The sequence below is a fragment of the Leifsonia sp. NPDC102414 genome (genome assembly GCF_044765685.1).
GTDB lineage: Bacteria > Actinomycetota > Actinomycetes > Actinomycetales > Microbacteriaceae > Leifsonia.
On sequence record NZ_JBIWKN010000005.1, the window covers coordinates 241,950 to 263,254 of the forward strand.

Here is a 21,305-nt window from a genome sequence, read left to right on the forward strand (position 1 = left end):
CCCGCCGGCGCCTCTTCTCCGGTGCGGGCCCTCCATACAGAACGTGAGGCCGCGTCCAACCCGCTAGGGCAGCAGGACGACCTTCCCGCCCGGGTGTCCGGACTCCACCAATCGCTGCGCGTCCGCAGCCTGTGAGAGCGGGAACGTCCGCGCGATCTCGACCGTGAACTCTCCGCGGTCGATCAGGTCGAGCACGACAGGGTACGCCTCGTCCCGCCAGGCCTGCTCCTGCGGCGTGAGCGGGACGGGATTGCCGCCCGCCCAGGCCAGGATGCCCAGCTCGGCGGCGCGAGCGCCCATCACGATGGTCCCGATGTGCGAGCGGTCCTCGACCAACTCGAACGACGCATCCAGTGCCTCGTCGGTGCCGATCGCGTCCAGGACCCTGTCGTAGCCCTGCGGTGCAGCCAGGCGCAGACGGTCCACCACGCCGGGTCCGTACGCCACGGGGACCGCGCCGAGCGCCAGCAGCGCGTCGTGATTGCCCTCGCTCGCCGTGACCACCACGGTGGCGCCATCGCGCACGGCGAACTGGATCGCCGCGCGCCCGACGCTTCCGGAGCCGCCGTGAATCAGCAGCGTCATCCCGCCCTCGACGCCGAGGGAGCGCAGCGCCTGATACGCGGTGCTCACGGGCACACCGATCGCCGCAGCCTGCTCCCAGGTCACCCCGGCGGGCTTCCGCACCAGCTGGTCGGTGGATGCGGTGAGATGCGTCGCGTACGCGCCGTGCGCCCCGCGCACCACCACCTCGTCGCCCGCCTCCCAGCCGCTCGCTCCCTCCCCGACCTCGACGATGACGCCTGCCGCGTCGCTGCCGAGTCCGCGCGGCCCGGTGATCGGCCCGCTCGACCGCAGCGCCGACCGGATCTTCCCGTCGATCGGGTTCACCCCCGCCGCCTTCACCGCGACGACGACGCCGCCCTCCGGCGCCGTCGGCGTCTCCACCTGCACGACCTCGAGCACCTCCGGCCCGCCGAATCGCTCGTACTGCACCCGCTCCGCCATGCCCTCTCCCATCTTCTCTCCCCGTCCCCTCCGAAACTATCGAGTCCGAACTTGTTCAGGCGACACGCCGTCTCTGGATGTGAACAAGTTCGGACTCGATGGTTTCGGGGTCAGCCGGCGGGAACGGACTCGCGCTGGGTGAACGCGGCGCGGTAGCGCGTGGGGGCGACGCCCACCTCCGCGTCGAAGTGGTGGCGGAGCAGGGTCGCGCTCGCGAACCCGGACTGCCGCGCCACCTCGTCCACCGGGAGGTCGGTCGTCTCCAGCAGCAGCCGGGCGTGCAGGATGCGCTGGGTGGTCAGCCACTGCATCGGCGACACCCCGGTCTCCGCCACGAAGCGCCGCGAGAAGCTGCGGGTCGACATGTGCACGCGCCCGGCCAGCGCGCTCACGGTGTGGTTCTCGTCGAGGTGGTCGGAGAGGTGGTCGAGCAGTTCGGTGAAGGTGTCGTCCGTGCAGTCGGACACCGGCCGCTCGATGTACTGCCGCTGGCCGCCGTCGCGCTGCGGGGGCACGACCATGTTTCGGGCGATGGTGTTGGCCGTCGCGCTGCCGAGCTCGCGCCGCACGAGGTGCAGGCTCGCATCCACGCCTGCCGATGTGCCTGCGCTGGTGATGAGGTTGCCGTCGTCGACGAACAGCACGTCGGGGTCGACGTCCGCGGCGGGGAAGCGGCGGGCGAGCGCGTCCGCGTATCGCCAGTGCGTGGTGACCTTGCGCCCGTCGAGCAGCCCGGCAGCACCGAGGATGAACGCGCCCGAGCAGACGCTCAGCAGGATGGCGCCGCGGTCGGCCGCTCGACGCAGGCCGTCCAGCAGTTCCTCCGGGTAGTCGTCCCGGATGCGGGCGGCCGGGACCGCGATCAGGTCGGCATCGTCCATCGCATCGAGTCCGAAGGGTGCGATGATCGACGCCCCTGTCGGGTTCGGGATGGGGACGCCTGGCTCGATCGCGCAGATGCGGAAGTCGAACGGGGTGATTCCCGCGTAGCTGCGGTCGAGGCCGAAGACCTCGCAGACCACGCCGAATTCGAACATGGCGAAGTCGTCGATGAGCGGCACTGCGACAGAGCGGATCATGTCAGAAGCATAGTGGCCGAATCTTTGCGAAGGAAGACCTAAAGCCATCTCGTGGCCGAATCTTTCCCTCCGTAACGTTAACGTCATGGCTCAGGGAATCTTCACACAGGGAATGGAACACGGATGGGTCGCCAGGGCGGCCCGCACCCAGAACGCGGTCGAGCGCATCCCACGTCGTCGGCGGTTCGTGCTCAGCGAGTGGCTGCCGGCGGCGTTGCAGGCCCGCGGACAGCGCATCGGCCGCGAAACCGAGCGAGCGTACTCCGACCTCAGCGCTGCGCGCGACGCCCGCGAGGCCGGTCGCTGACCTTCAGGACGCGACCGCGAGGCCGCTCCGGCGCCGCCGTCACATGCGCGTCATACGGTCTAGACGCACAGAACGCGTCGCGCTACTCTCAGCGCATACCCAGGCACGCTTCGGTCTGGGGTACGGAGGGTGGGGAACATTATGTGGGACAACTTCTGGAACATCATCTGGCTCTTCTTCTGGAGCTTCGCGTTCATCGCCTACCTGTTCGCGCTGTTCGCGATCATCGGCGACCTTTTCCGCGACCACAAGCTCAACGGGTGGTGGAAGGCGCTGTGGATCATCTTCCTGATCTTCGTGCCGTTCCTCACCGCGCTGGTCTACCTGATCGCTCGCGGGCCAGGCATGGCGGAGCGTAGCCAGAAGGAGGCGCGACAGGTTCAGAGCGCGACCGACGACTACATCCGCACGGTCGCGAGCTCCAGCCCGGCCGACGAGATCGCCAAGGCCAAGCAGCTTCTCGACCAGGGTGTCATCACGCAGGAGGAGTTCGCGCACCTCAAGGCCCGCGCGCTCGCGCACCCCGGTGCTGCCGCCCCGGCCGCTGCCGCCCCGGCCGCTGCCGCCCCGGCAGCGCCGACGCCGCCTGCGCCTCCCGCGGCCTGATTCACGCATTCGTGCCCAGGGTTCCTCGCCGCATCCGGCGGGAAACCCTGGGCTCGATGACGCTGTACGCCGGTCCGAGTTGACCGACCGGTATGGAAAGCTGTTTGCTTAACGGGTCGGCTGGTGCTGCCGCCGGGGATTTAGGGGCCCTTCGGAAGCGCCGGCTACTTACCCGAATGCGTGTGTGGGAGCGATTCGCTCCCACACACGCCGGGCACGGTCGGATGCACTGTATCGCTTCGGTCGATGACTCCCTTTTCGCGTCGACGTCCAGGGCTGAGTCACCCCTCCCGACAGCCCGAGGGCTTCACCGTCCGGAGACCTGCCTTGTCCGTGTGGCCGCTGACTGGTGCGTGGCTATCCCGGCCGCTCTGGGAACGATGTGTCAGGCGTGTTGAACGCTGGCGCGGATCAGCGAAGCGGCCGCACCCCGAGCCCAGTTCTCGAACGTGTGCGATTGCGTGATGATCTGGCATTCGCCCGCGGAGGAGAACGTGTGCTCGTCGAAGCTCTCGCGGATCCGCTGCTCGTACAGGTCGAAATCGGTCACGGATTCGCCAGCGACCAAGATGATGCTCGGACCCACAAGATTGGCCATCGTGGCAAGCGCTGTCCCGATGATACGGGCGGCCTGCTCGAAAATCGCCACGGCGTCGGGGTCGCCAGACCGTGCAAGTTCCACGGCTTCGCGCATCGAGAGCAGAAAGTCGTTCTTGGCGGTGCGGATCGCCTGCAGGATGGCGCTGGAGGAGGCTACCGTCTCCACGCAGCCTCTTCGGCCGCACGAGCACACCAAATCGCTCGGACCGAGCGGCAGGTGGCCGAGTTCGCCCGCCACTCCGTATGCGCCTTCCACCACGTCGCCGTTGATGTACAGCCCGCAGCCGATGCCGGCCCCGATCGTCACGATCGCGAACGAGTCGGCGTCCACACCGATCCCGAACCACTCCTCAGCGATCGCGAGAGCGCGGACATCGTTGTCGATGATCACCGGCAGGGCCAGCCGGTCCCGGAGGATGCGTTCAAAGGGAACCTCGGACCAGTTCAACCTCGGCGAGCTCCGAACGGTCCCCGTCTGTTTGTCGACGTCGCCGGAGACGGAGACGCCGACCCCCATAACGCGCTCTGCGTCTGCGCCCAACGCCTTCGTGAGGGTGTTCACCGCGGCAGCGATCGCATCGGTTACGGCGTCCACCGTCGTGCCGAGCAGCGACCTGTGCGCCGACTGGACGACGTTGGCCCGCATCGTGGTGGCGACGGCGAAGATCTCGTTTGCCCGAACCTCCACACCGATCGCAAGCTGCGCTTGTTCATTCACGCTGATGGGCTGCACCGGACGGCCGGGCTGCGTCAGGCGCATGTTGTCGTGCGCGGAGAGAAGACCCTGGACGATGAGGGGCGCGACCGCTTTTGTCACCGCCGCTTGAGAGAGGCCTGTCCTCTTGGCGATCTCGATGCGGGCGATCGGGCCGCGCTTGAGGACCTCCGTGAAGACGTCGACCACCGCGGGGGTGTCGAGCGGGAATCCCGCCAACCCGTGCAATGCCTGCGTATCACTCACCGATATCGATCCTGTCTGGCATGCATGCCGGGAATCATCAGCGACCCCCGAAAGTGCAGAACTGCAACGCCTCTCACCACAATAGTTTCCGCCATCAAGCTACGTCAACAGAGTCTCCTCCGCAATCATCGGCGTCATTGCTTTACGCGGTCACGTATTCCGATCGTGGTCGGGTCGCTGCCTCGAGAATCTCCAGAACGTGCCGGTATGGGTTTCCTGTCGCCCTCGTCATTCCGATCTCGCAGGTTCGGTTGGAGGAAACGTACGCGTCGTACTTCTCTGCCGCAACGGTTTCTGCTTCTGCCGCGGTCGCGGCCGCCGTCAATTCGGGGTGAAGCATTCCACGATCCCCGGCGAAGGCGCAGCACCCCCAGTCCTCTGGAGTGACGACGCGGTCCGCGACGGCGTTGGCGACGCTGTGCAGTGCTGAGGTAGTGCCAAGAGCAGTGGTCGAACATGTCGGGTGGACGACGACCGAACCGAGACGCGAGGTCACCGTCAGATTCGGGACGAGGAACTGCTCGGCGAATGCGACCGAATCAACGATCCGAAGCTCGATCCCACGCTCAGCGGCGGAGCGCGTCATCAGCTCCAGGCCCTCTGTGCACGAGGATGCGTCACTGACGACAGGGATCCGCCCATTGTCGGTAGCTTCGATCAGGAGGTCGACAGTCTTTCGCGACATGTGTGCGTACCCATCCACGAAGCCTTTGGACTTCCACGGTGTGCCGCAGCAGACGCTGTCGATTCCCGACGGGACGTGCAACGGGACGCCCGCGCGATCCGCCAGGGTCACCAGAGCGTCCTGCACGCCGATCCCGCCCGTCTCTGGTCCGAACATCGTGCCGACACACGCGGGGAAGTAGACAGCGACCGCGTCCGCTCGTGCGTCTCCTGCGAGACGCTTGCGCGCGTGGCCACCGGCTGGCAGTCTCGCGTCGTAGAGCGGAACGCGATCCTTGCCGAGCACCGCCCGTCCGACCTGCGTGGCTGGAATCGCCAGCGCCGCCAGCGGCTTCGCAGCGGACAGCGCGACGGCTCCCGCGCGGCTGATCGGGCCCCACGCCTCTGCTGCAGCTGACGCGACCGCGTTCGGGATGGTTCCCTGCCGTTCTGCGCGCAGACGCCTCACGAGGTCGCCCGTGTTGATGTCGACGGGGCAGGCGACGGCGCACATGCCGTCCACGGCGCACGTCTCTTCGCCCTCGTACTCGTAGTCCGCTTCGAGTGACTCCAGGAGCACCGTGTCGCCATTGGCTCTGGCCGACTCCATCTCTCGGCGCAGCACGATGCGCTGCCGCGGGGTGAGCGTGAGGTCGCGTGACGGGCACGCGGACTCGCAATATCCGCATTCGACGCAGCGGTCGACCTCGCTCTCGACGGTCGGCGTCGTCTTGAGGTCTTTGAGGTACGAGGTCGGGTCGTCGTTGATGAGGACGCCGGGGTTGAAGATGCCGGTCGGGTCGAACAGGTGTTTGATCTCGACCATCAGCACGTAGAGGGTGTCACCGTACTGGCGCCGTACGAACGGCGCCATGATCCGGCCTGTGCCGTGCTCAGCCTTCAGAGTTCCTCCGCGCGCGAGGACGAGGTCCACCATGCGTTCGGTGAACCGGCGGTAGCGATCGACGGCGCCTGGCTCGTCGAAGCGCTCATTCACCATGAAGTGGATGTTGCCGTCTTTGGCGTGTCCGAAGATCACACAGCCTTCGTATTCGAACTCGTCGAACAGGGCCGTGAGCTCTGTGCAGGTGGGAAGGAGCTCGGCGACGGGGACCGCGATGTCCTCGAGCAGCGCCGTGGTCCCGCTCGGCCTGGCGCCCGCGACAGCCGTGTACAGGCCTTTGCGCACATGCCACAGGCTGGCCCTGCTGTCGGCATCCCGTGTAAGACTCGCCGGTACGGCGAGGGGCAGGATCTCGAGGAGTTCTGCTACTTGGTCCACCTGCCTATCGAGTTCGGGCTCCGTCGCCCCGTGAAGTTCAACGAGCAGCGCCGCGTGACCCTCGACGTTGATGCCGGCGATTTCCTCTGGGCAGTCCGCCTCGGTCTGCGCTACGCGGAGGGACAGAGCATCCATCAGCTCGATGGTCGCGAACCCTGCATCGACGAGGGCGGGAAGTGATGCGGTCGCCCCCGCGAGATCCGTGAACACGAGGAGGCCGGTCGCGGCGTGAGCTTGCACGGGCACGGTGCGGAAGACGGCCTCCGCAACGAACCCGAGAGTGCCTTCGCTGCCGACGATGAGGTGCGCGAGGATCTCGGCGGGGGAGTCGAAGTCGATGAGCGCATTGATCGAATAGCCCATCGTGTTCTTGATGGAGAACTGCCTGCGCACCTCGGCGACCAGCGTTCGGTCTCGTTGCAGCGTGTCCCGAAGTTTCAGAAGCCCGGCGACGAGCTCCGGTTCCGCAGCGCGAAGTGTCTCATCGGCGTTCGCGGCCCCCGTGTCGATGGTGGTCCCGCTCGGAAGGACGACGGTGAGCGATTCGAGCGTGCGGTACGTGTTCTGTTCTGTTCCGCACGCCATACCGCTGGAGTTGTTGGCGATGACGCCACCGATCGTGCAGGCGATCTCACTCGCCGGATCCGGCCCGAGTTTGCGACCGAACCGGGCAAGCCGCACGTTCACCTGGCGTACCGTCGCTCCCGGCTGGACCCGGACCCGCGCGCCTTCGTCGAGCACGTCGATGCGCCGGAAGTGGCGGCGGGTGTCTGCGAGGACAGCGTGCGTGCTCGCCTGTCCGGAGAGACTGGTTCCTCCGGAACGGAAGGTGATCGGAGCGAGGCTCATGCGTGCGGCCGCGATCACCTGAGCCACTTCATCCGTCGTCTTCGGCGTCACGACAGCGTCCGGAACGAGGAGGTAATGGGAGGCGTCGTGTGCGAGTGCGCGCCGCAACGTCTGTCGTTGTGAAACGGCAACAGCTGACTCGGTGAGCTCTGCTTCGAACGCGACCGTGCTCGGTTTACTCATTCCGGCCGTCTCGGTCAGACACTGACCGTGCCGCCGACGCCGGCGATCTGCCAACGGGAGCGAGCGACGGGGTCGATTGCGGTGGATGCGCCAGGAAGCTGGGGCCGCGTGAGGTACCCCTCGCTCACGACGCTCCGTTCCAGGAAGGCGTCCTGAGTCCAGGGAATGTACTCGATCAGCGGAGGAACTTCGGACAGAACCGTGCCGACGAGGTGCTGGTGCACCTGCATCATGTCGCCGGCGTGCGGGGCGATGCGGAGCCCCTTCGCCGCGGCGTGCGCGGCGACCTGCAGCCACTCTGTGACGCCCCCGACACGGGTCGCGTCAACCTGCACGACACGGAAGGCGTCCGCCTCGATGAAGCTGGTGAACTGCTGATACGAGTAGATGCTCTCGCCGGCCGCGATATCGAGGACCGTGGACCGCTGCAGTTTTGCATGCCCGCCGAGATCGTCGGCGTGCAGAGGCTCCTCCACCCAGTCCATCCGCGCCTCCTCCAGGAACGGGAGGATACGGCTGGCCGTGGCGAGATCCCAGCGCTGGTTCGCGTCGCACATCAGGGTGACGTCGTCGCCGATGGCTGCACGAACGGCGCTGACCCTGCGAACGTCCTCGCGCCAGTCGGCCTTGCCGACTTTGATCTTGACCCGCTGCCAGCCATTGTCGATCAGCGACAGGAGGTCGCGAGTGAGTTCCGCCTCGGAGAAGTTCAGCCAGCCGCCGTCGGTGTTGTACGCCTCGATGTCGCTGGACGTGCCGCCGAGAAGCTGCCACAGGGGAGCGCCGGCGCGCTGCGCGGCAAGGTCCCACAGTGCGATGTCGACCATCGCAAGGGCCATGTGCATGACGCCGGCGCGTCCCATCCAGTGGGTCGGGAGCCAATAGAGCCGTTTCCAGGTTCCGAGGATGTCTTCCGATGAGGAACCGAGCAGGGAGGGGGAGTAGTACTTCCCGATGACATCGGCCAGCAGTTCCGGCGCACAGTGCACACCGGAGATCCCTGTTCCGACCCGGCCGTCCGCTGTACGGATCTCGACGACCGGCACTGTCCAGTGCGACATGGCAGCGGTCGAGTCGGCGATCGGCTTCGCGAGAGGCACAGCGAGCGCATACGTCTCGATCGAAACGATGACGGCTCCGTCGTCGCCTCGGTTGAGGTCGCCGGTGTCTGCTGACAGGACACCACGGGCGCTGCCGAGCGAACTCTCGATGGTCATAGTTGTCTCCTTCGGCTGCGCTGAGCGCAGATGTGCACGGTACAGTTCATTGCCTCACGACCGACCCGACTGGTCAACGACGTTTGCCGAATACGGTCGATCCGGATCCCAGATGCGTGTCATGGCCGTCCGTCCGTCGCAACTAGGATCGAGCCACCCTCGGACTCGAGCAAAGGGAGGACTCGTATGACGCTCGAACTGACGTGGCTGCGGACCTGGGTCGAAGTGGTTGATGCCGGCGGATTCGCGCGCGCAGCCGAGCTGGTCCACCTCTCGCAACCCCGCGTATCGGCCCACATCTCCAACCTCGAGAAGGAGCTCGGCTGCTCGCTCATCGAACGACGCGTCCGGCCGCTGACGCTCACGGACGAGGGAAAAGCGCTCCTGCCTCGCGCGAGGGCGGTTCTGGCGGCCGCTGACGAACTGACCTCTGGCGTGCTTGCTGAGAAAGGTGTCATTGCGGGGACGGTGCGAGTGGCGAGCTTCGCGAGCGCGAGTGCGCAATTCCTTCCGGCCGTGGTCACGCGTCTCGACGAACTCCACCCGCACATCGAATTGTCGATCCTCGACGGAGACGTCGGGATCATCGAGACCGCCCTGAGCGAGCGACGCGTCGCGGTCGCCCTCCGTCCGATGCGGCCAGAGCCAAGGGATCGGTCGTTCTCGGTCAGGCCGCTGTGGCGTGAGCCGTTCGTCGTGGTGGCTCCGGTCGGGCACCCGCTGCTCGAGAACGACCTGGTCGATCCCCGCCAGCTCGGCGGTGAACGGATCATCACGATCGGGAACCCACTCCTCGACGAGACGGTGGGATCGGAAGCCGAATCGGCGTTCAGCGCGCTGCGGCGCGGATTGCCGGCAGGATCGGTGTCGCACCAACCGTCGACACTGGGCGCGATGGTCCGTGCGGGGCACGGGATAGGGATCATGAACTACCTGGGGTTCGCGATGATCCGTCAGGACGGGCTGGAAACCCGTGAACTCGCCATCGATCAGTATCGCGACGTCGGCGTATGGTGGCACAGCGAGCGCCCTCTCAATGCTGCCGCGCGTGCGTTCATCGACATCGTCACCTCCTCACCACGCCCGGAAGGGACGTGGGAGATCCCCGTCACCGCCTGACCGAGCCGACACATTCGCTTGCCGGATACTCTCCATCCGCTAGTCGTCGTTGACCACCGCAACTCGTCCCTGGACGCTTAGGAGGCAGTCTGCCTCGTGACCCGGGACGACGTCGTCGGTGTATGGGGCGAATCTAGGAGAGCAATAACGATGAAATTGATGCGTATCGGACCGGCCGGCGCTGAGCGTCCCATTGTCCGCGTGAACGAGACACAGTACGTGGACGTCTCGGACGTCGCTCGGGACTTCGACGAGGCGTACTTCCGTTCCGGCGGACTCGACTCCCTCCGCGACGAAGTCGGTCGTCGGATCGCGGACGGTCGGATCGAGAGATTCGGCGACGAGAGGATCGGCTCGCCTATCGGGCGGCCGCACCAGGTGCTGTGCATCGGCTTGAACTTCAGCGACCATGCAGCAGAGACCGGGCAGGCGGTCCCCGCGGAACCGATCGTGTTCAACAAGGCTCCGAACACTGTCGTCGGCCCGTACGACGACGTTCGGATCCCCCGCGGGTCGGCGAAGACCGACTGGGAAGTCGAACTCGGCATCGTCATCGGCCGTCGGGCGAGCTACCTGAACAGCCCGGAGGAGGCGCGCGACGTGATCGCCGGTTTCGTCCTGGTCAACGACGTCAGCGAGCGTGCGTTCCAGATGGAGCGCGGAGGCCAATGGGTGAAGGGCAAATCGGCGGAGACCTTCAACCCGACTGGCCCGTGGCTGGTGACGCCCGACGAAATCTCCGACGTCAACGACCTGGCGATGTGGCTGGACGTCAACGGGGTGCGCCGGCAGACCGGCAGCACGGCCACGATGATCTTCGATCCGTACACGATCGTGCACTACCTGAGCCAGTTCCTCGTCCTTGAACCGGGCGACCTGATCGACACAGGGACACCTCCGGGAGTCGGCATGGGGGCGAAGCCCCCGGTCTACCTGAAGGCCGGCGACGTGATGGCACTCGGGATCGACGGTCTCGGGGAACAGCGACAGAACGTGGTCGGTGCACGATGAGCGGCTTCGACGGTCTCGCCGCGATCGTGACGGGTGGCTCCAGCGGAATCGGCGCGGCAACGACCCGGCTCCTTCTGGAGCGGGGAGCTCGGGTCGCCGTCCTCGACCGGAATCCGGCCGAGGACTCACGCGTGCTCTACGTCCCGTCGGATGTCACCGACTCGGCGAGCGTCGAATCGGCTGTGGCGGCGGTCATCGAGACATTCGGACGTCTCGACATCGTCATCAACAACGCGGGCGTCGGCGCGGTCGGCGATATCACCGCGAACTCGGACGACGAATGGCACCGGGTGCTGAACCTCAATGTCCTCGGGGCGGTGCGTGTCACGCGCGCGGCGGTGCCGTTCCTGCTGAAGTCCACCGACGCCGCAGTGGTCAACACCTGTTCGATCGTGTCCAAGGTGGGAGTCCCGCAGCGGGCGTTGTACTCCGCGTCGAAAGGAGCCCTCGAAGCCCTCACGATCGCGTCCGCTGCCGACTTCGTCGGTCGGATCCGGGTCAACGGGGTCCTTCCAGGGACTGCGGACACACCGTGGGTCTCCCGGTTGCTGCAGGGCGCAGGCGATGCGGACTCAGCCCGTGAACAGCTCACGCGGCGCCAGCCGCTCGGCCGGTTGGTCTCACCGGACGAGGTCGCGCACGCGATCGTGTATCTCGCCGATCCCGGCAACGCATCCACGACCGGAACACTGCTGACTGTCGACGGCGGGATGGGCGCGCTGAGGGTTCCGGAAGCTGTGCGTGGATCCTGACTCACGCACAGAAGAGCGGGCCGTGATGTGGGGCGGCCCGCTCTTTTCGTGTCTTCGAGCCTGTCAGCGCGCGTGCGCGACCACATCGTGCCCGGCAGCAGCGAGCGCGCGGACAGTGGCAAGACCGATCCCGTCGGTGGAGCCGGTGACGAAGGAGCGACCCATCAGTCGTTCTCGAGCCGGTACCAGCGGATGGCGTTGCCGCCGAGGGTGTCTGCCTCCTCGTCCTGGCTCAGGCCCGCGAGCAGTTCTGTCACCGTGTCGACGACCTGCGAGTATCCGGAGGCGGCGAGGAGGCACACCGGCCAGTCCGACCCGAACAGGACCCGGTCGGTCCCGAAGACCTCCAGGACGTGTTCCGCGTATGGGCGCAGCGTGTCGGCGTTCCAGTCGTCCCAGTTCGCTTCGGTGACCATCCCGGAGAGCTTGACGGCCACGTTCGGTCGTTCGGCGAGCTCACCGATCAAACGGGCCCAGTCGGGACTCCACCCGTCGGCGATGGGCGGCTTGGCGATGTGATCGAGAACGAAACGCTGATCGGGCAGGTCCGACACCAGACGAATCGCGGAGGGGAGTTCGCGTGTGCGAACAAGCAGGTCGTAGGCCAGCCCGGCACTCCCGACCGCTTCGACCCCTGTGCGGACATCGGGCCGGTCGAGCCAGGCGGCGTCAGTCTCGTCGTGCACTTGATGGCGGATGCCGACCAACTGGCCGGGGAAACGCTCATCGAGCGCTGCCAAAGTCCCGTCCGTCCGCCCATCCGTCAGGTCGACCCAACCGACGACGCCGCGCACAAACGGTGTGGTCTCGGCGAGTTGAAGGAACTGTGTGGTCTCATCAAGGTCGGAGACCGTCTGAATCAGAACCGTCCCGTCGATCGTGTTCGCCTCGAGTTCGGGCGCGAGATCCTCCGGCGTGAACGCACGCCTGACGGGATCCATCGCATCTCCGGCCATCCACGGGTAGTCGAAATCTGCGGGGTCCCAGAAATGATGGTGCGCGTCGATTCGCCGCGGCCTCATCGGCGTGCGCTTTCGAGGCTGGGGATGGGGGCTCCTTCAGCGAGAAGACCCTCTCGCTGAAGCTCGAACCACAGCTGGTCGGGGATCTGAATGGACAGCAGCTCCAGGTCCTCGTCAAGCTCCTCCACGGAGCGCGCCCCGATCAGGACGGTCGCGACTTGCGGGTGCGCCAGCGGGAACTGGACGGCCGCTGCAGCGAGTGGAACGTCGAAGCGGTCGCAGACCGCGCGGATGCGACGGGCTTTCTCCACGATCCCCGAGGCCGCCGGCACGTAGTCGAACCGGGCGTCGTCTGACGGATCGATCAGGATGCCGCTGTTGAAGACGCCCCCGACGACGACGCTCGTGCCGTTGTCACGGCACGCGGGAAGCAGGTCGCCCATCGATCCCTGGTCGAGCAGGGTGTAGCGGCCTGCGAGGAGCACCATATCCAGGTCGAGGTTGGAGACGAGCTGGGTGAGCACCGTGGTCTGGTTCATCCCGGCGCCGATCCCGCGAACGACGCCTTGGGTGCGGAGGTCCCGAAGTGCGGCGTATGCGGTTGTGCTCGCCTCCGTGTAGTGATCGTCCGGGTCGTGCAGATTCAGGACATCCACCCTGTCGAGGTGCAGTCGTTCCAGGCTTTCGTGGAGTGAGGTGATGACGCCGTCGTAGCTGAAATCCCAGACCGGTCCGGTCTCGGGAACATCGACATAGAAGGGCTCGCCTTCGAAGTACTGACTCTCGTCTCGTGGAGCGTCAGAGCGAAGCAACCGGCCGACCTTCGTCGAGACGACGAATGAGTCTCTCTGTTCGGTGCTGATCGTCTCGGCGATCCGCTGTTCGGACAGGCCGTGCCCGTAGAGCGGGGCCGTGTCGAAGTAGCGGATGCCGGCATCCCAGGCGCGACGCAGCGTCGCCGCCGCTTGCTCCTCTGGCACGACCGACAGGAAGTTACCGAGAGCTGCAGTGCCGAGTCCAATGCTCGGGAGGGTCAGGCCATGTTCGCCGACGTCAGTGGCGGGGAAGTCGAGCATGGAAAGCCTTTCGATGTGGGGATGGGGGGTTAGAGGACGGCGCCGATACGCCAAGGGACGATCTCTTCCGTACCGAAGCCGAGCTGTTCCGACTTGGAGGGGTTCCCGGACGCCATGTCGATGATCGCCTCGAAGAGTTGCGCGCCGGTTTCGAGCTGCCGGTCGTGACCAAACGCCTGTCCGGCGTCGAAGTCCATGTCCCCTTCCATCCGTCGGTAGAGGCCGGACGTGGTGCTGATCTTCAAGCAGGGAACGGGGCGGGATCCGAACACCGACCCACGGCCGGTGGTGAAAGCGAGGACGGTGGCGCCTCCGGCGACCATACCTGTCGCCGACACGGGGTCGTATCCAGGGGTGTCCATGAATGTGAGACCTGGAGTGGTCACAGGGGCGGCATAGTCGACGATGTCGTTGAGCGGGCTGGTGCCGCCCTTGAGTACGGCCCCGAGCGACTTCTCCCAGATGGTGGTGATGCCGCCAGCCCGGTTTCCCTTCGAGGGATTGTTGTCGAGCTCGGCCCCGTTGGCCTCCGTGTAGTGCAGCCACCAGTCGATCGTCTGGTCGAGTTGCTTCGCGATCGACGGGGTGGCCGCGCGAGCGCGCAGCAGGTGCTCCGCGCCGAAGATCTCCGGAGTCTCGCCGAGGATGACCTTGCCGCCCGCGGCGACGAGCATGTCAGCGGCGACACCGAGCGTCGGGTTGGCCGTGAGCCCTGAATAGGCATCGCTTCCCCCGCATTGCAACCCGAGGGTCAGCTCGGCCACTGGGATCGGCTCCCGCTGCAACTCCGCCAGCTGTGCGACGAGCGAGCCGATCTGCTTGACTCCTTCTGCGACGGTGGCGGCAGTGCCGCCGAGTTCCTGAATGGTCAGCTGTGTCAGCCCTGGGATCACGTCGGGGAGGAAATTCTCCGGCTGGTTGACTTCGCAGCCGAGACTGACCACGAGCACGCCCGCGAAGTTCGGGTGCGTGGCGTAACCGTGCAGTGTCCGGCGGAGGATGTCATCGCCGATGGTGTGTTCCGCGAGCGCGCAACCCTGGTCGTGAGGAAGCGGGACGATGCCGTCCAGGCCAGGGGCCCCTGCGAACTGTATCGAGGCGGCCTGTGCGATCAGCTTGCTGACCGTCGACGAGCAATTCACGGTCGGAACGATTCCGATGTAGTTGCGGGTCGCCGCGCGCCCGTCAGGTCGTCGATAACCCATGAACGTGCGCGCGGTCAGGTCCTCCGACGGCTCGTATGCAGTTCCAGAACTGACCGTCGATGCGCCGCGGGCGGACAGGTCGAGGAGTCCGACATTGTGGTCGTGTACGTGGGCGCCGGCCGGGATCGGCTCGATAGCCGCACCGATCACCTGTCCGTACTTGATCACCGGTTCTCCTGCCGCGATGCCTTTGAGCGCGACCTTGTGCGCGGGCGGTATGTCCGTCACCGCGACGATCGTGGTCTCGCCCCCAGCCAGCGACTCACCCGCGGTCGCGCCGTCGACGATGATGCCGACGTTGTCCGTCGATGGACGCGCGACGATCAGCGGGACAGCCGAAGCGACAGGGGTGGGAGTGGAGGGAAGAGTGCGTGACATTTCAGCGTCCTCAATGCTCGTAGTGCGATCCGATTCAGGCTATGCACGGGCGCGGAGGAGTCCCATGCCGGATTGCGAATGACCGACATCCGCTTGTCGATTGAAGCCCGCGTCGCCCGGCGCGGGATGCACCGGGTTCGCGGTCGGGCGGGAACTTTCGTGCGCCATTCACCGTCTCGATTCCCCCGTCAGTTCCGCGGAATCACGCGCAATTCTTGAAACCGTCGAGGTCCAGGCCCTGCAGTTGTCGAGGGTGGAAGCCTATGCGTTTACTTTATTGCGTCAAGCCTGCGCGCCCAAGCTGATGGCAGAACCCGCATTACATTAGTTGACAGGAAAATATAAACCGAGTTAGTCTCTCGACACGTTCTCGGGCCGACGCCCGGTACCCCCGCCGTTGAAGTCCACGGCGAGCAGTTCAAAGGAGAGCACATCGTGGTCATGACAGCTGCGAAACCGACCGTCTCTGCCGGTCGAGGCAGCCGCCAGGTCAGGCGCAACCCATCTCACAGAGGGGACTGGCGCCTCGCCCTGATTCTGATCCTGCCCGCGACGGTGGGCTTCATCATCTTCGCGCTCTACCCCCTGGTGCGCGGCATCTACCTCAGCTTCACCGACTTCCATATCCTCACTCCTCCTGTGTGGTCCGGCATCGCCAACTACCAGCAGCTGCTGTCGGACGGCGTGTTCTGGAACTCGCTCGGGGTGACGGTCTACTTCGTGATCCTCTCGGTCGGCTTCGGACTCGCCATCTCCCTCGTGACAGCGGTGATTCTTCATCGGCTCACGAAGTCGAGCGTCATCCGCGGCATCGTGCTCCTCCCGTTCCTGATCTCCGGTGTCGTCGCCGCGCTGGTCTGGCAGTGGATGCTGGACCCTGGACTCGGCATCGTGAACGCACTCATCAAAGCGTTCGGCGGCCACAGCATCCTGTTCCTCGGGTCGCAGGACTGGGTGATTCCGACGCTCGCGTTCATCAGCATCTGGAAGGCGATGGGCTACAACGCCATCTTGATCTTCGCGGGACTGCAGACCATCCCGGGTGAAATCTACGAGGCAGGCCGCATTGACGGCGCCGGCGAGATCCGGATGTTCACCAAGCTCACTCTGCCGCTGCTGCGACCGATCATGGCGATGGTCGTCGTGCTGACGATCATCAGCTCGTTCCAGGTCTTCGACCTCGTGGCGGTCACGACCAAGGGAGGCCCGGCCAACGCGTCCAACGTGCTCCCGCTGTACATCTACAAGACGGGATTCGCCGAGTTCAACTTCGGCTACGCGCTGACGATGTCGATGGCACTCTTCGTGATGCTCCTGATCATCACGTTCTTCCAGATGCGCCTGATGCGCGCGAACGACACGGACACGAACTGAGACACCCATGACCAGCACACTTCTCCCAAAACCCGAGGTCGCGGCGGCGCCGATCGCGCGGGCCAAGTCCGGCCGTCGCTTCTCCATCGGCAAGGCCATCGCCTGGGTCTACCTATCCCTGTTCCTTCTGATCACTCTGTTCCCCTTCTACTGGATCCTGCGCACCGCACTGTCGAACAACTATGCGTTGATCAGCAACCCGACCTCCCTTCTCCCTGTCGGCTTCACGCTCGGCCCCTTCCTCCGGGTCCTCGGACTCGCCTCACCCTCCGAGGCGATCGCCGAAGGCGGTTCGGGCGCCTCGATCGACCTGGCGCTCTTCGTCCGCAACTCGCTGATCTACGCCACACTGCTGACGGTCATCGTCGTCTTCTGCTCGCTCCTCGCCGCATACGCGTTCTCACGACTTCAGTGGCGCGGTCGCAACATCGTCTTCTCGATCTTCCTCGCCGCGCTCATGATCCCCGGGATCATGACGCTGCTCCCGAACTTCGTGCTCATCCACGACCTCGGCTGGACGAACACGTTCGCCGGCCTGATCGCTCCCAGCGCCCTCTTCTCAGCGTTCGCCATCTTCTTCCTCCGGCAGTTCATGCTCGGCCTGAGCTCGGAGATCGAGGAGGCGGCCCTGATCGACGGCCTCGGCCCGTTCAAGATCCTCTTCCGGATCACGGTCCCGATGACCACGGGGCCGATCATGACCCTTTCGCTCCTCACCTTCATCAACGCCTGGAACGAGTACTTCTGGCCCTTGCTGATTGCGAACGACCCGAGCGTGCGCCCTCTCACGGTCGCGCTCGGCGTATTCCAACAGTCTTCACCGCAGACCCAGCCCGACTACGCCGGCCTGATGGCAGCTTCGCTCGTCGCGGCATTGCCGATGCTCGTGCTCTTCATGATCTTCGGCAAACGGATCGTCAATTCCATCGGCTTCACCGGAATCAAATAAGACCCCACACACTCGATCACAACCTGCTGACGTGACCCACGCCGGCCAGGCGAGTGCGCTCCAAGCCGGGTGGCACTGAGGCCATTCGGTCATCGCAATCCAGAAAGAGGCACATCGTGAAACTCAAGAAGTTCGTCCCCGTCGCCGCGGGCGCCGCAGTGCTCATGGCACTGGCCGGCTGCACCGGAGGCGGGGGCTCCAGCGACAAGGCCACCGTCAACTGGTGGACGTGGGACCCGAACCAGGCGGCCGCATACCAGCAGTGCATCCCCGGCTTCGAGAAAGAGAATCCGAACGTCACCGTCAAGATCTCGCAGTACCAAGTGAGCGACTACTTCACGAAGATCACCGCCGGATTCGTCTCCGGCGATGCCCCGGACGCGTTCATGAACAGTGTGACTTTCCTGCAGTCGTACGCCAGCCAGCACCAGCTTCTGGCGCTCGACGACAAGATCAAGCAGGACAAGGTCGACATGAGCCAGTTCGCCATCGGCGCCGACGCCTGGAAGTACACGGACGGCAAGCAGTACGCCCTCCCGATGGACTGGTCGACCGGCGTGCTCTACTTCAACACCGACCTCCTCGCAAAAGCCGGCTACACGCCGGAGGATGCGGCGAAGTTCACGTGGAACCCGCAGGACGGCGGCACCCTGTGGAAGGCCATCAAGCACCTCACGGTCGACAAGAACGGTGTCCGCGGCGACGAGCCCGGCTTCGACTCGAAGAACATCGCCACGTACGGGATGAGCAACCTCGAATCCACCGGCGACCCCTTCGGCCAGAACGCGTGGGGATGGATCCTGCCGAACGATGGCGTGAACATTCCGAACAAGAACCAGTGGGCGACCGTCTTCAACTACAACGACCCCAAGGTGGTCCAGGGTGTCAAGCTCGTGCGTGACCTGGCGAACGACGGGTTCACGCCTCAGCTGAACCAGTTCACCACCGCGAGCAACGAGCAGCTGGCGTCCGGCAACGTGGCGATCACGCTCGGCGGCACCTGGGAAGCGTCGACATACGCCGCGCTGAAGGACGCCAAGGTCGGAATCGCTCCGATGCCCGCTGGCACCGACGGCAAGCGCCATGCGATGTCCAATTCGAACGGCAACAACATCTGGGCAGGCGGCAAGCACATCGACCAGACCTGGAAATGGGTTTCGTACCAGGAGAGCGAGGCGTGCCAGACCAAGACAGCTACGTACAACGCGTCGTTCTTCCCGTCCATCGGTGCGTCGATGGAAGCGTTGACGAAGCAGGAGAGCGCCAAGCTCCCCGACTTCCACGTGTTCTCCGACTACGTGAAGAACGACGAGCTGTTCCCGAGCCCGATCTACAACAACGGCTCCGCTCTGACCAACGCGATGGTCCCGCAGTTCGAAGCGTACTTCACGAACAAGGCGGATGAGAGCATCTTCCAGAAGATGCAGGACCAGTCCAAAGAACTGCTCGCCAAGAAGTAGCAGCGAACATCTGAGCCTGCGGCCGCGCGGCAGCTGACCCTCCGCGCGGCCGCAGTTCCACGCACCAGCACCCTCAGGGTGAAGAGGAACACATTGAACACGACGAATCCGATCATCACTCTCCGCGGCGGCGGCACCGCGCTCATCGTCGAGCTCGCCCATCCGCGCCCTCGGATCATCCATTGGGGCGCCGACCTGGGCGACCTGGGTGCCTCCGACCTCGACGCGCTGGTGACGAGCGCCGACCCCTCCGCGACCCACAACTCGACCGACGAGCCGCGCGATCTGACGATTCTCCCTACTGAGGCGGACGCCTGGTCTGGCACTCCGGCGATCGAAGGCGTCGTCCGGGACGGAAGCCCGTACGCACGGTTCGTGCTCGCCTCTCATCGCTTCGACGAGGCAGCGGGAGAGCTCGACGTCACGCTTCGGGACGAACGGAACGGACTCGTCGCGACGGTCCGCTACCGGCTCGATCGATTCGGAGTGCTCGACGTCGGGACGACCGTCGCCAACGAGTCCGACGATGAAACGGTGTACGACGTCGGCGCCGTCACCGCCCTGCTGCCGCTGCCGGATCGCGCGACCGAGTACCTGGACTTCACAGGCAAATGGTCGCGCGAGCGCAGTCCGCAGCGCGGTGCGATCGATCTCGGCACCCGCCTGCGCGAAAGTCGCAGGGGCCGGTCCAGCCTTGATTCGCCGTACCTCCTCATCGCGGGCACCCATGGCTTCGACTTCCGCAACGGCGAAGTGTGGGCGGTGCACGCGGGCTGGTCGGGCAACCAGCGCTACCTCGTCGAGCAGCTCCCGGAGGGCGCAGGAGTGTTCCGCTCGATCCTCGGCGCAGGCGAGCTGCTCCTCCCTGGGGAAGTCGGGCTCCGCCCAGGTGAGTGCTACCAAGCGCCCGAAGTCTCCTTCATCTGGTCGAACGCGGGCCTCGACGGCCTCTCCGGTGCGTTGCACAGGAAGCTGCGCGCGCGCGACACGCATCCGCGCTCGCCGCGTCCGTTGACGCTGAACACCTGGGAGGCTGTCTACTTCGACCACGACCTGGCGACGCTCGAACGGCTGGTCGATGCCGCGTCGCGCGTCGGCGTGGAGCGCATCGTCCTCGATGACGGCTGGTTCGCCGGACGGCGGAACGACACGAACGGCCTCGGCGACTGGATCGTCGACACCGAGGTGTGGCCGGACGGACTCTGGCCGCTGGTGAACGCGGTACGCGAGAAGGGTATGCAGTTCGGACTCTGGTTCGAGCCGGAGATGGTCAACCTCGGCTCCCGGTTGGCGCAGGAGCATCCCGACTGGATCCTCGCCCCGTCGGACGGGGTCGGCACGGCGATCCGGCACCAGTACGTGCTGAACCTCGCGCATCCGGATGCCTGGGAGCACATCCTGGGCAGGATCGACGCGCTTGTCGCCGAGTACGGCATCGACTACATCAAGTGGGATCACAACCGCGAGCTGCACGAGGCCGCGCTCCGCAACGACCGTGACCGGGCGGGAGTGCACGAACAGACGCTGGCGCTCTACCGGATGCTCGACGAGCTGAAACGGCGCCACCCTGCGTTGGAGATCGAGTCCTGTGCATCCGGCGGCGGGCGGGTCGACCTCGGGATCCTGGCGCGCACGGACCGCGTGTGGGCGTCGGATTGCAACGACCCCGTCGAGCGTCAGAACATCCAGCGCTGGACGGCGCAGCTCATCCCGCTCGAACTGATCGGAAGTCATGTCGGGGCCGAGGAGTCGCACACGACCCACCGGGTCACAGCCCTCTCGTTCCGCCTCGCCACGGCGCTGTTCGGTCACGCCGGGATCGAGACCGATCTGACGCGTCTCTCCCGCGAGGAACTCGACACCGTCACGGCGTTCGCCGCCCTTTACAAAGAACTGCGCCCGCTCCTCCACAGCGGCGACCTCGTCCGTGGTGACCTGGCGGACCAGGAGAGCGTCCTCACCGGCGTGGTCTCCACCGACCGCTCGGAGGCCGTCTTTTCCTGGGCTCGGCTCGGCACGTCCGCTCCCGCGCAGTCCGGCCGCGTCCGGCTGCCCGGCCTCGATCCCGACCGTGGCTACCGCATCCGGGTCCGCGACGAGATCGGCCGCACCTCGCTGCACGAGAACCCGCCGGCGTGGCTGGTCCAGGCGGCCGGCGACGGGTTCTCCGTCAGCGGCCGCGTGGCCGGAGGGGCCGGCCTGCCGCTGCCCACCCTGGACGCCCAGCAGGCGATCCTGATCCACCTCACCAGCCACTGAAGGAG

Annotated in this window: 17 protein-coding genes; 9 read left to right on the forward strand and 8 right to left on the reverse strand. The window is 65.8% G+C overall.

Annotated elements, in window-relative coordinates; translation table 11 throughout:
• Positions 1-63: 63 nt before the first annotated feature.
• Complete coding sequence (locus ACIRCZ_RS18245; protein ID WP_402855642.1) at positions 64-1,020, reverse strand: NADP-dependent oxidoreductase; 957 nt, start codon at positions 1,018-1,020, stop codon at positions 64-66.
• Positions 1,021-1,118: 98 nt separating this feature from the next.
• On the reverse strand, positions 1,119-2,087 hold the full coding sequence (locus ACIRCZ_RS18250; protein WP_402855645.1) for a helix-turn-helix domain-containing protein: 969 nt from the start codon (positions 2,085-2,087) through the stop codon (positions 1,119-1,121).
• Positions 2,088-2,199: 112 nt separating this feature from the next.
• Here ACIRCZ_RS18250 and ACIRCZ_RS18255 point away from each other — a divergent pair, with 112 nt between their 5' ends.
• Complete coding sequence (locus tag ACIRCZ_RS18255) at positions 2,200-2,394, forward strand: hypothetical protein (protein WP_055889552.1); 195 nt, start codon at positions 2,200-2,202, stop codon at positions 2,392-2,394.
• Positions 2,395-2,535: 141 nt separating this feature from the next.
• The gene (locus tag ACIRCZ_RS18260; protein WP_402855648.1) at positions 2,536-3,000 is read left to right on the forward strand and encodes an SHOCT domain-containing protein; all 465 of its coding nucleotides are present in this window, start codon (positions 2,536-2,538) and stop codon (positions 2,998-3,000) included.
• Between the two features lie 385 nt (positions 3,001-3,385).
• On the opposite strand, the gene ACIRCZ_RS18265 is transcribed toward ACIRCZ_RS18260, so the two are convergent.
• The 3 genes from ACIRCZ_RS18265 to ACIRCZ_RS18275 form a co-directional block, all read right to left on the reverse strand.
• Entirely contained in the window at positions 3,386-4,561 is a 1,176-nt protein-coding gene (locus tag ACIRCZ_RS18265) for an ROK family transcriptional regulator (RefSeq protein WP_235500203.1), read from the reverse strand.
• Positions 4,562-4,703: 142 nt separating this feature from the next.
• A complete protein-coding gene (locus tag ACIRCZ_RS18270) occupies positions 4,704-7,538 on the reverse strand; it encodes an FAD-binding and (Fe-S)-binding domain-containing protein (RefSeq protein ID WP_402855651.1) in 2,835 nt (944 codons plus the stop codon).
• A 14-nt stretch (positions 7,539-7,552) separates the two neighbouring features.
• Positions 7,553-8,755 carry a mandelate racemase/muconate lactonizing enzyme family protein gene (locus ACIRCZ_RS18275; protein WP_402855653.1) on the reverse strand — a complete coding sequence of 401 codons (1,203 nt, stop codon included), beginning with the start codon at positions 8,753-8,755 and terminating at the stop codon, positions 7,553-7,555.
• 186 nt (positions 8,756-8,941) lie between these two features.
• Here ACIRCZ_RS18275 and ACIRCZ_RS18280 point away from each other — a divergent pair, with 186 nt between their 5' ends.
• From ACIRCZ_RS18280 to ACIRCZ_RS18290, 3 genes are all read left to right on the forward strand, one after another.
• A complete protein-coding gene (locus ACIRCZ_RS18280) occupies positions 8,942-9,874 on the forward strand; it encodes a LysR family transcriptional regulator (RefSeq protein WP_055889562.1) in 933 nt (310 codons plus the stop codon).
• Positions 9,875-10,024: 150 nt separating this feature from the next.
• Positions 10,025-10,885: a fumarylacetoacetate hydrolase family protein gene (locus ACIRCZ_RS18285; RefSeq protein ID WP_402855658.1), complete on the forward strand. Its 861-nt coding sequence runs from the start codon at positions 10,025-10,027 to the stop codon at positions 10,883-10,885.
• Positions 10,882-11,637 (forward strand): SDR family NAD(P)-dependent oxidoreductase, encoded by a 756-nt coding sequence (locus ACIRCZ_RS18290; protein WP_402855661.1) that lies wholly within the window; start codon positions 10,882-10,884, stop codon positions 11,635-11,637. Before ACIRCZ_RS18285 ends, ACIRCZ_RS18290 begins: the two co-directional genes overlap by 4 nt.
• Before the next feature lie 164 nt (positions 11,638-11,801).
• Here the strand turns inward: ACIRCZ_RS18290 and ACIRCZ_RS18295 are convergent, their stop codons facing one another.
• From ACIRCZ_RS18295 to ACIRCZ_RS18305, 3 genes are read right to left on the reverse strand one after another with little or no spacing between them, the layout of a single operon-like run.
• Positions 11,802-12,659: an amidohydrolase family protein gene (locus ACIRCZ_RS18295; RefSeq protein ID WP_402855664.1), complete on the reverse strand. Its 858-nt coding sequence runs from the start codon at positions 12,657-12,659 to the stop codon at positions 11,802-11,804.
• Positions 12,656-13,729, reverse strand: coding sequence for an aldo/keto reductase (locus ACIRCZ_RS18300; RefSeq protein WP_402855667.1), 1,074 nt, complete (start codon positions 13,727-13,729; stop codon positions 12,656-12,658). The genes ACIRCZ_RS18295 and ACIRCZ_RS18300 overlap by 4 nt, the downstream gene beginning before the upstream one ends.
• Positions 13,705-15,258, reverse strand: coding sequence for a UxaA family hydrolase (locus ACIRCZ_RS18305; protein ID WP_402855670.1), 1,554 nt, complete (start codon positions 15,256-15,258; stop codon positions 13,705-13,707). The genes ACIRCZ_RS18300 and ACIRCZ_RS18305 overlap by 25 nt, the downstream gene beginning before the upstream one ends.
• 441 nt (positions 15,259-15,699) lie before the next feature.
• On the opposite strand from ACIRCZ_RS18305, the gene ACIRCZ_RS18310 reads away from it, so the two are divergent.
• The 4 genes from ACIRCZ_RS18310 (at position 15,700) to ACIRCZ_RS18325 (ending at position 21,300) form a co-directional block, all read left to right on the forward strand.
• Positions 15,700-16,632 carry a carbohydrate ABC transporter permease gene (locus tag ACIRCZ_RS18310; protein WP_082581125.1) on the forward strand — a complete coding sequence of 311 codons (933 nt, stop codon included), beginning with the start codon at positions 15,700-15,702 and terminating at the stop codon, positions 16,630-16,632.
• A 7-nt stretch (positions 16,633-16,639) separates the two neighbouring features.
• Positions 16,640-17,581 (forward strand): carbohydrate ABC transporter permease, encoded by a 942-nt coding sequence (locus tag ACIRCZ_RS18315; protein WP_055889580.1) that lies wholly within the window; start codon positions 16,640-16,642, stop codon positions 17,579-17,581.
• 116 nt (positions 17,582-17,697) lie between these two features.
• Positions 17,698-19,041 carry an ABC transporter substrate-binding protein gene (locus ACIRCZ_RS18320; RefSeq protein ID WP_402855674.1) on the forward strand — a complete coding sequence of 448 codons (1,344 nt, stop codon included), beginning with the start codon at positions 17,698-17,700 and terminating at the stop codon, positions 19,039-19,041.
• A gap of 93 nt (positions 19,042-19,134) precedes the next feature.
• Positions 19,135-21,300 (forward strand): alpha-galactosidase, encoded by a 2,166-nt coding sequence (locus ACIRCZ_RS18325; protein WP_402855677.1) that lies wholly within the window; start codon positions 19,135-19,137, stop codon positions 21,298-21,300.
• Positions 21,301-21,305: the final 5 nt, after the last annotated feature.

Bases quoted from the DNA above. Each gene is read 5' to 3' on its own strand.
- ACIRCZ_RS18245 (WP_402855642.1), bottom strand. From the start codon at position 1,020: ATGGGAGAGGGCATGGCGGAGCGGGTGCAGTACGAGCGATTCGGCGGG.
- ACIRCZ_RS18250 (WP_402855645.1), bottom strand. From the start codon at position 2,087: ATGATCCGCTCTGTCGCAGTGCCGCTCATCGACGACTTCGCCATGTTC.
- ACIRCZ_RS18255 (WP_055889552.1), top strand. From the start codon at position 2,200: ATGGAACACGGATGGGTCGCCAGGGCGGCCCGCACCCAGAACGCGGTC.
- ACIRCZ_RS18260 (WP_402855648.1), top strand. From the start codon at position 2,536: ATGTGGGACAACTTCTGGAACATCATCTGGCTCTTCTTCTGGAGCTTC.
- ACIRCZ_RS18270 (WP_402855651.1), bottom strand. From the start codon at position 7,538: ATGAGTAAACCGAGCACGGTCGCGTTCGAAGCAGAGCTCACCGAGTCA.
- ACIRCZ_RS18275 (WP_402855653.1), bottom strand. From the start codon at position 8,755: ATGACCATCGAGAGTTCGCTCGGCAGCGCCCGTGGTGTCCTGTCAGCA.
- ACIRCZ_RS18280 (WP_055889562.1), top strand. From the start codon at position 8,942: ATGACGCTCGAACTGACGTGGCTGCGGACCTGGGTCGAAGTGGTTGAT.
- ACIRCZ_RS18285 (WP_402855658.1), top strand. From the start codon at position 10,025: ATGAAATTGATGCGTATCGGACCGGCCGGCGCTGAGCGTCCCATTGTC.
- ACIRCZ_RS18290 (WP_402855661.1), top strand. From the start codon at position 10,882: ATGAGCGGCTTCGACGGTCTCGCCGCGATCGTGACGGGTGGCTCCAGC.
- ACIRCZ_RS18295 (WP_402855664.1), bottom strand. From the start codon at position 12,659: ATGAGGCCGCGGCGAATCGACGCGCACCATCATTTCTGGGACCCCGCA.
- ACIRCZ_RS18305 (WP_402855670.1), bottom strand. From the start codon at position 15,258: ATGTCACGCACTCTTCCCTCCACTCCCACCCCTGTCGCTTCGGCTGTC.
- ACIRCZ_RS18310 (WP_082581125.1), top strand. From the start codon at position 15,700: ATGACAGCTGCGAAACCGACCGTCTCTGCCGGTCGAGGCAGCCGCCAG.
- ACIRCZ_RS18315 (WP_055889580.1), top strand. From the start codon at position 16,640: ATGACCAGCACACTTCTCCCAAAACCCGAGGTCGCGGCGGCGCCGATC.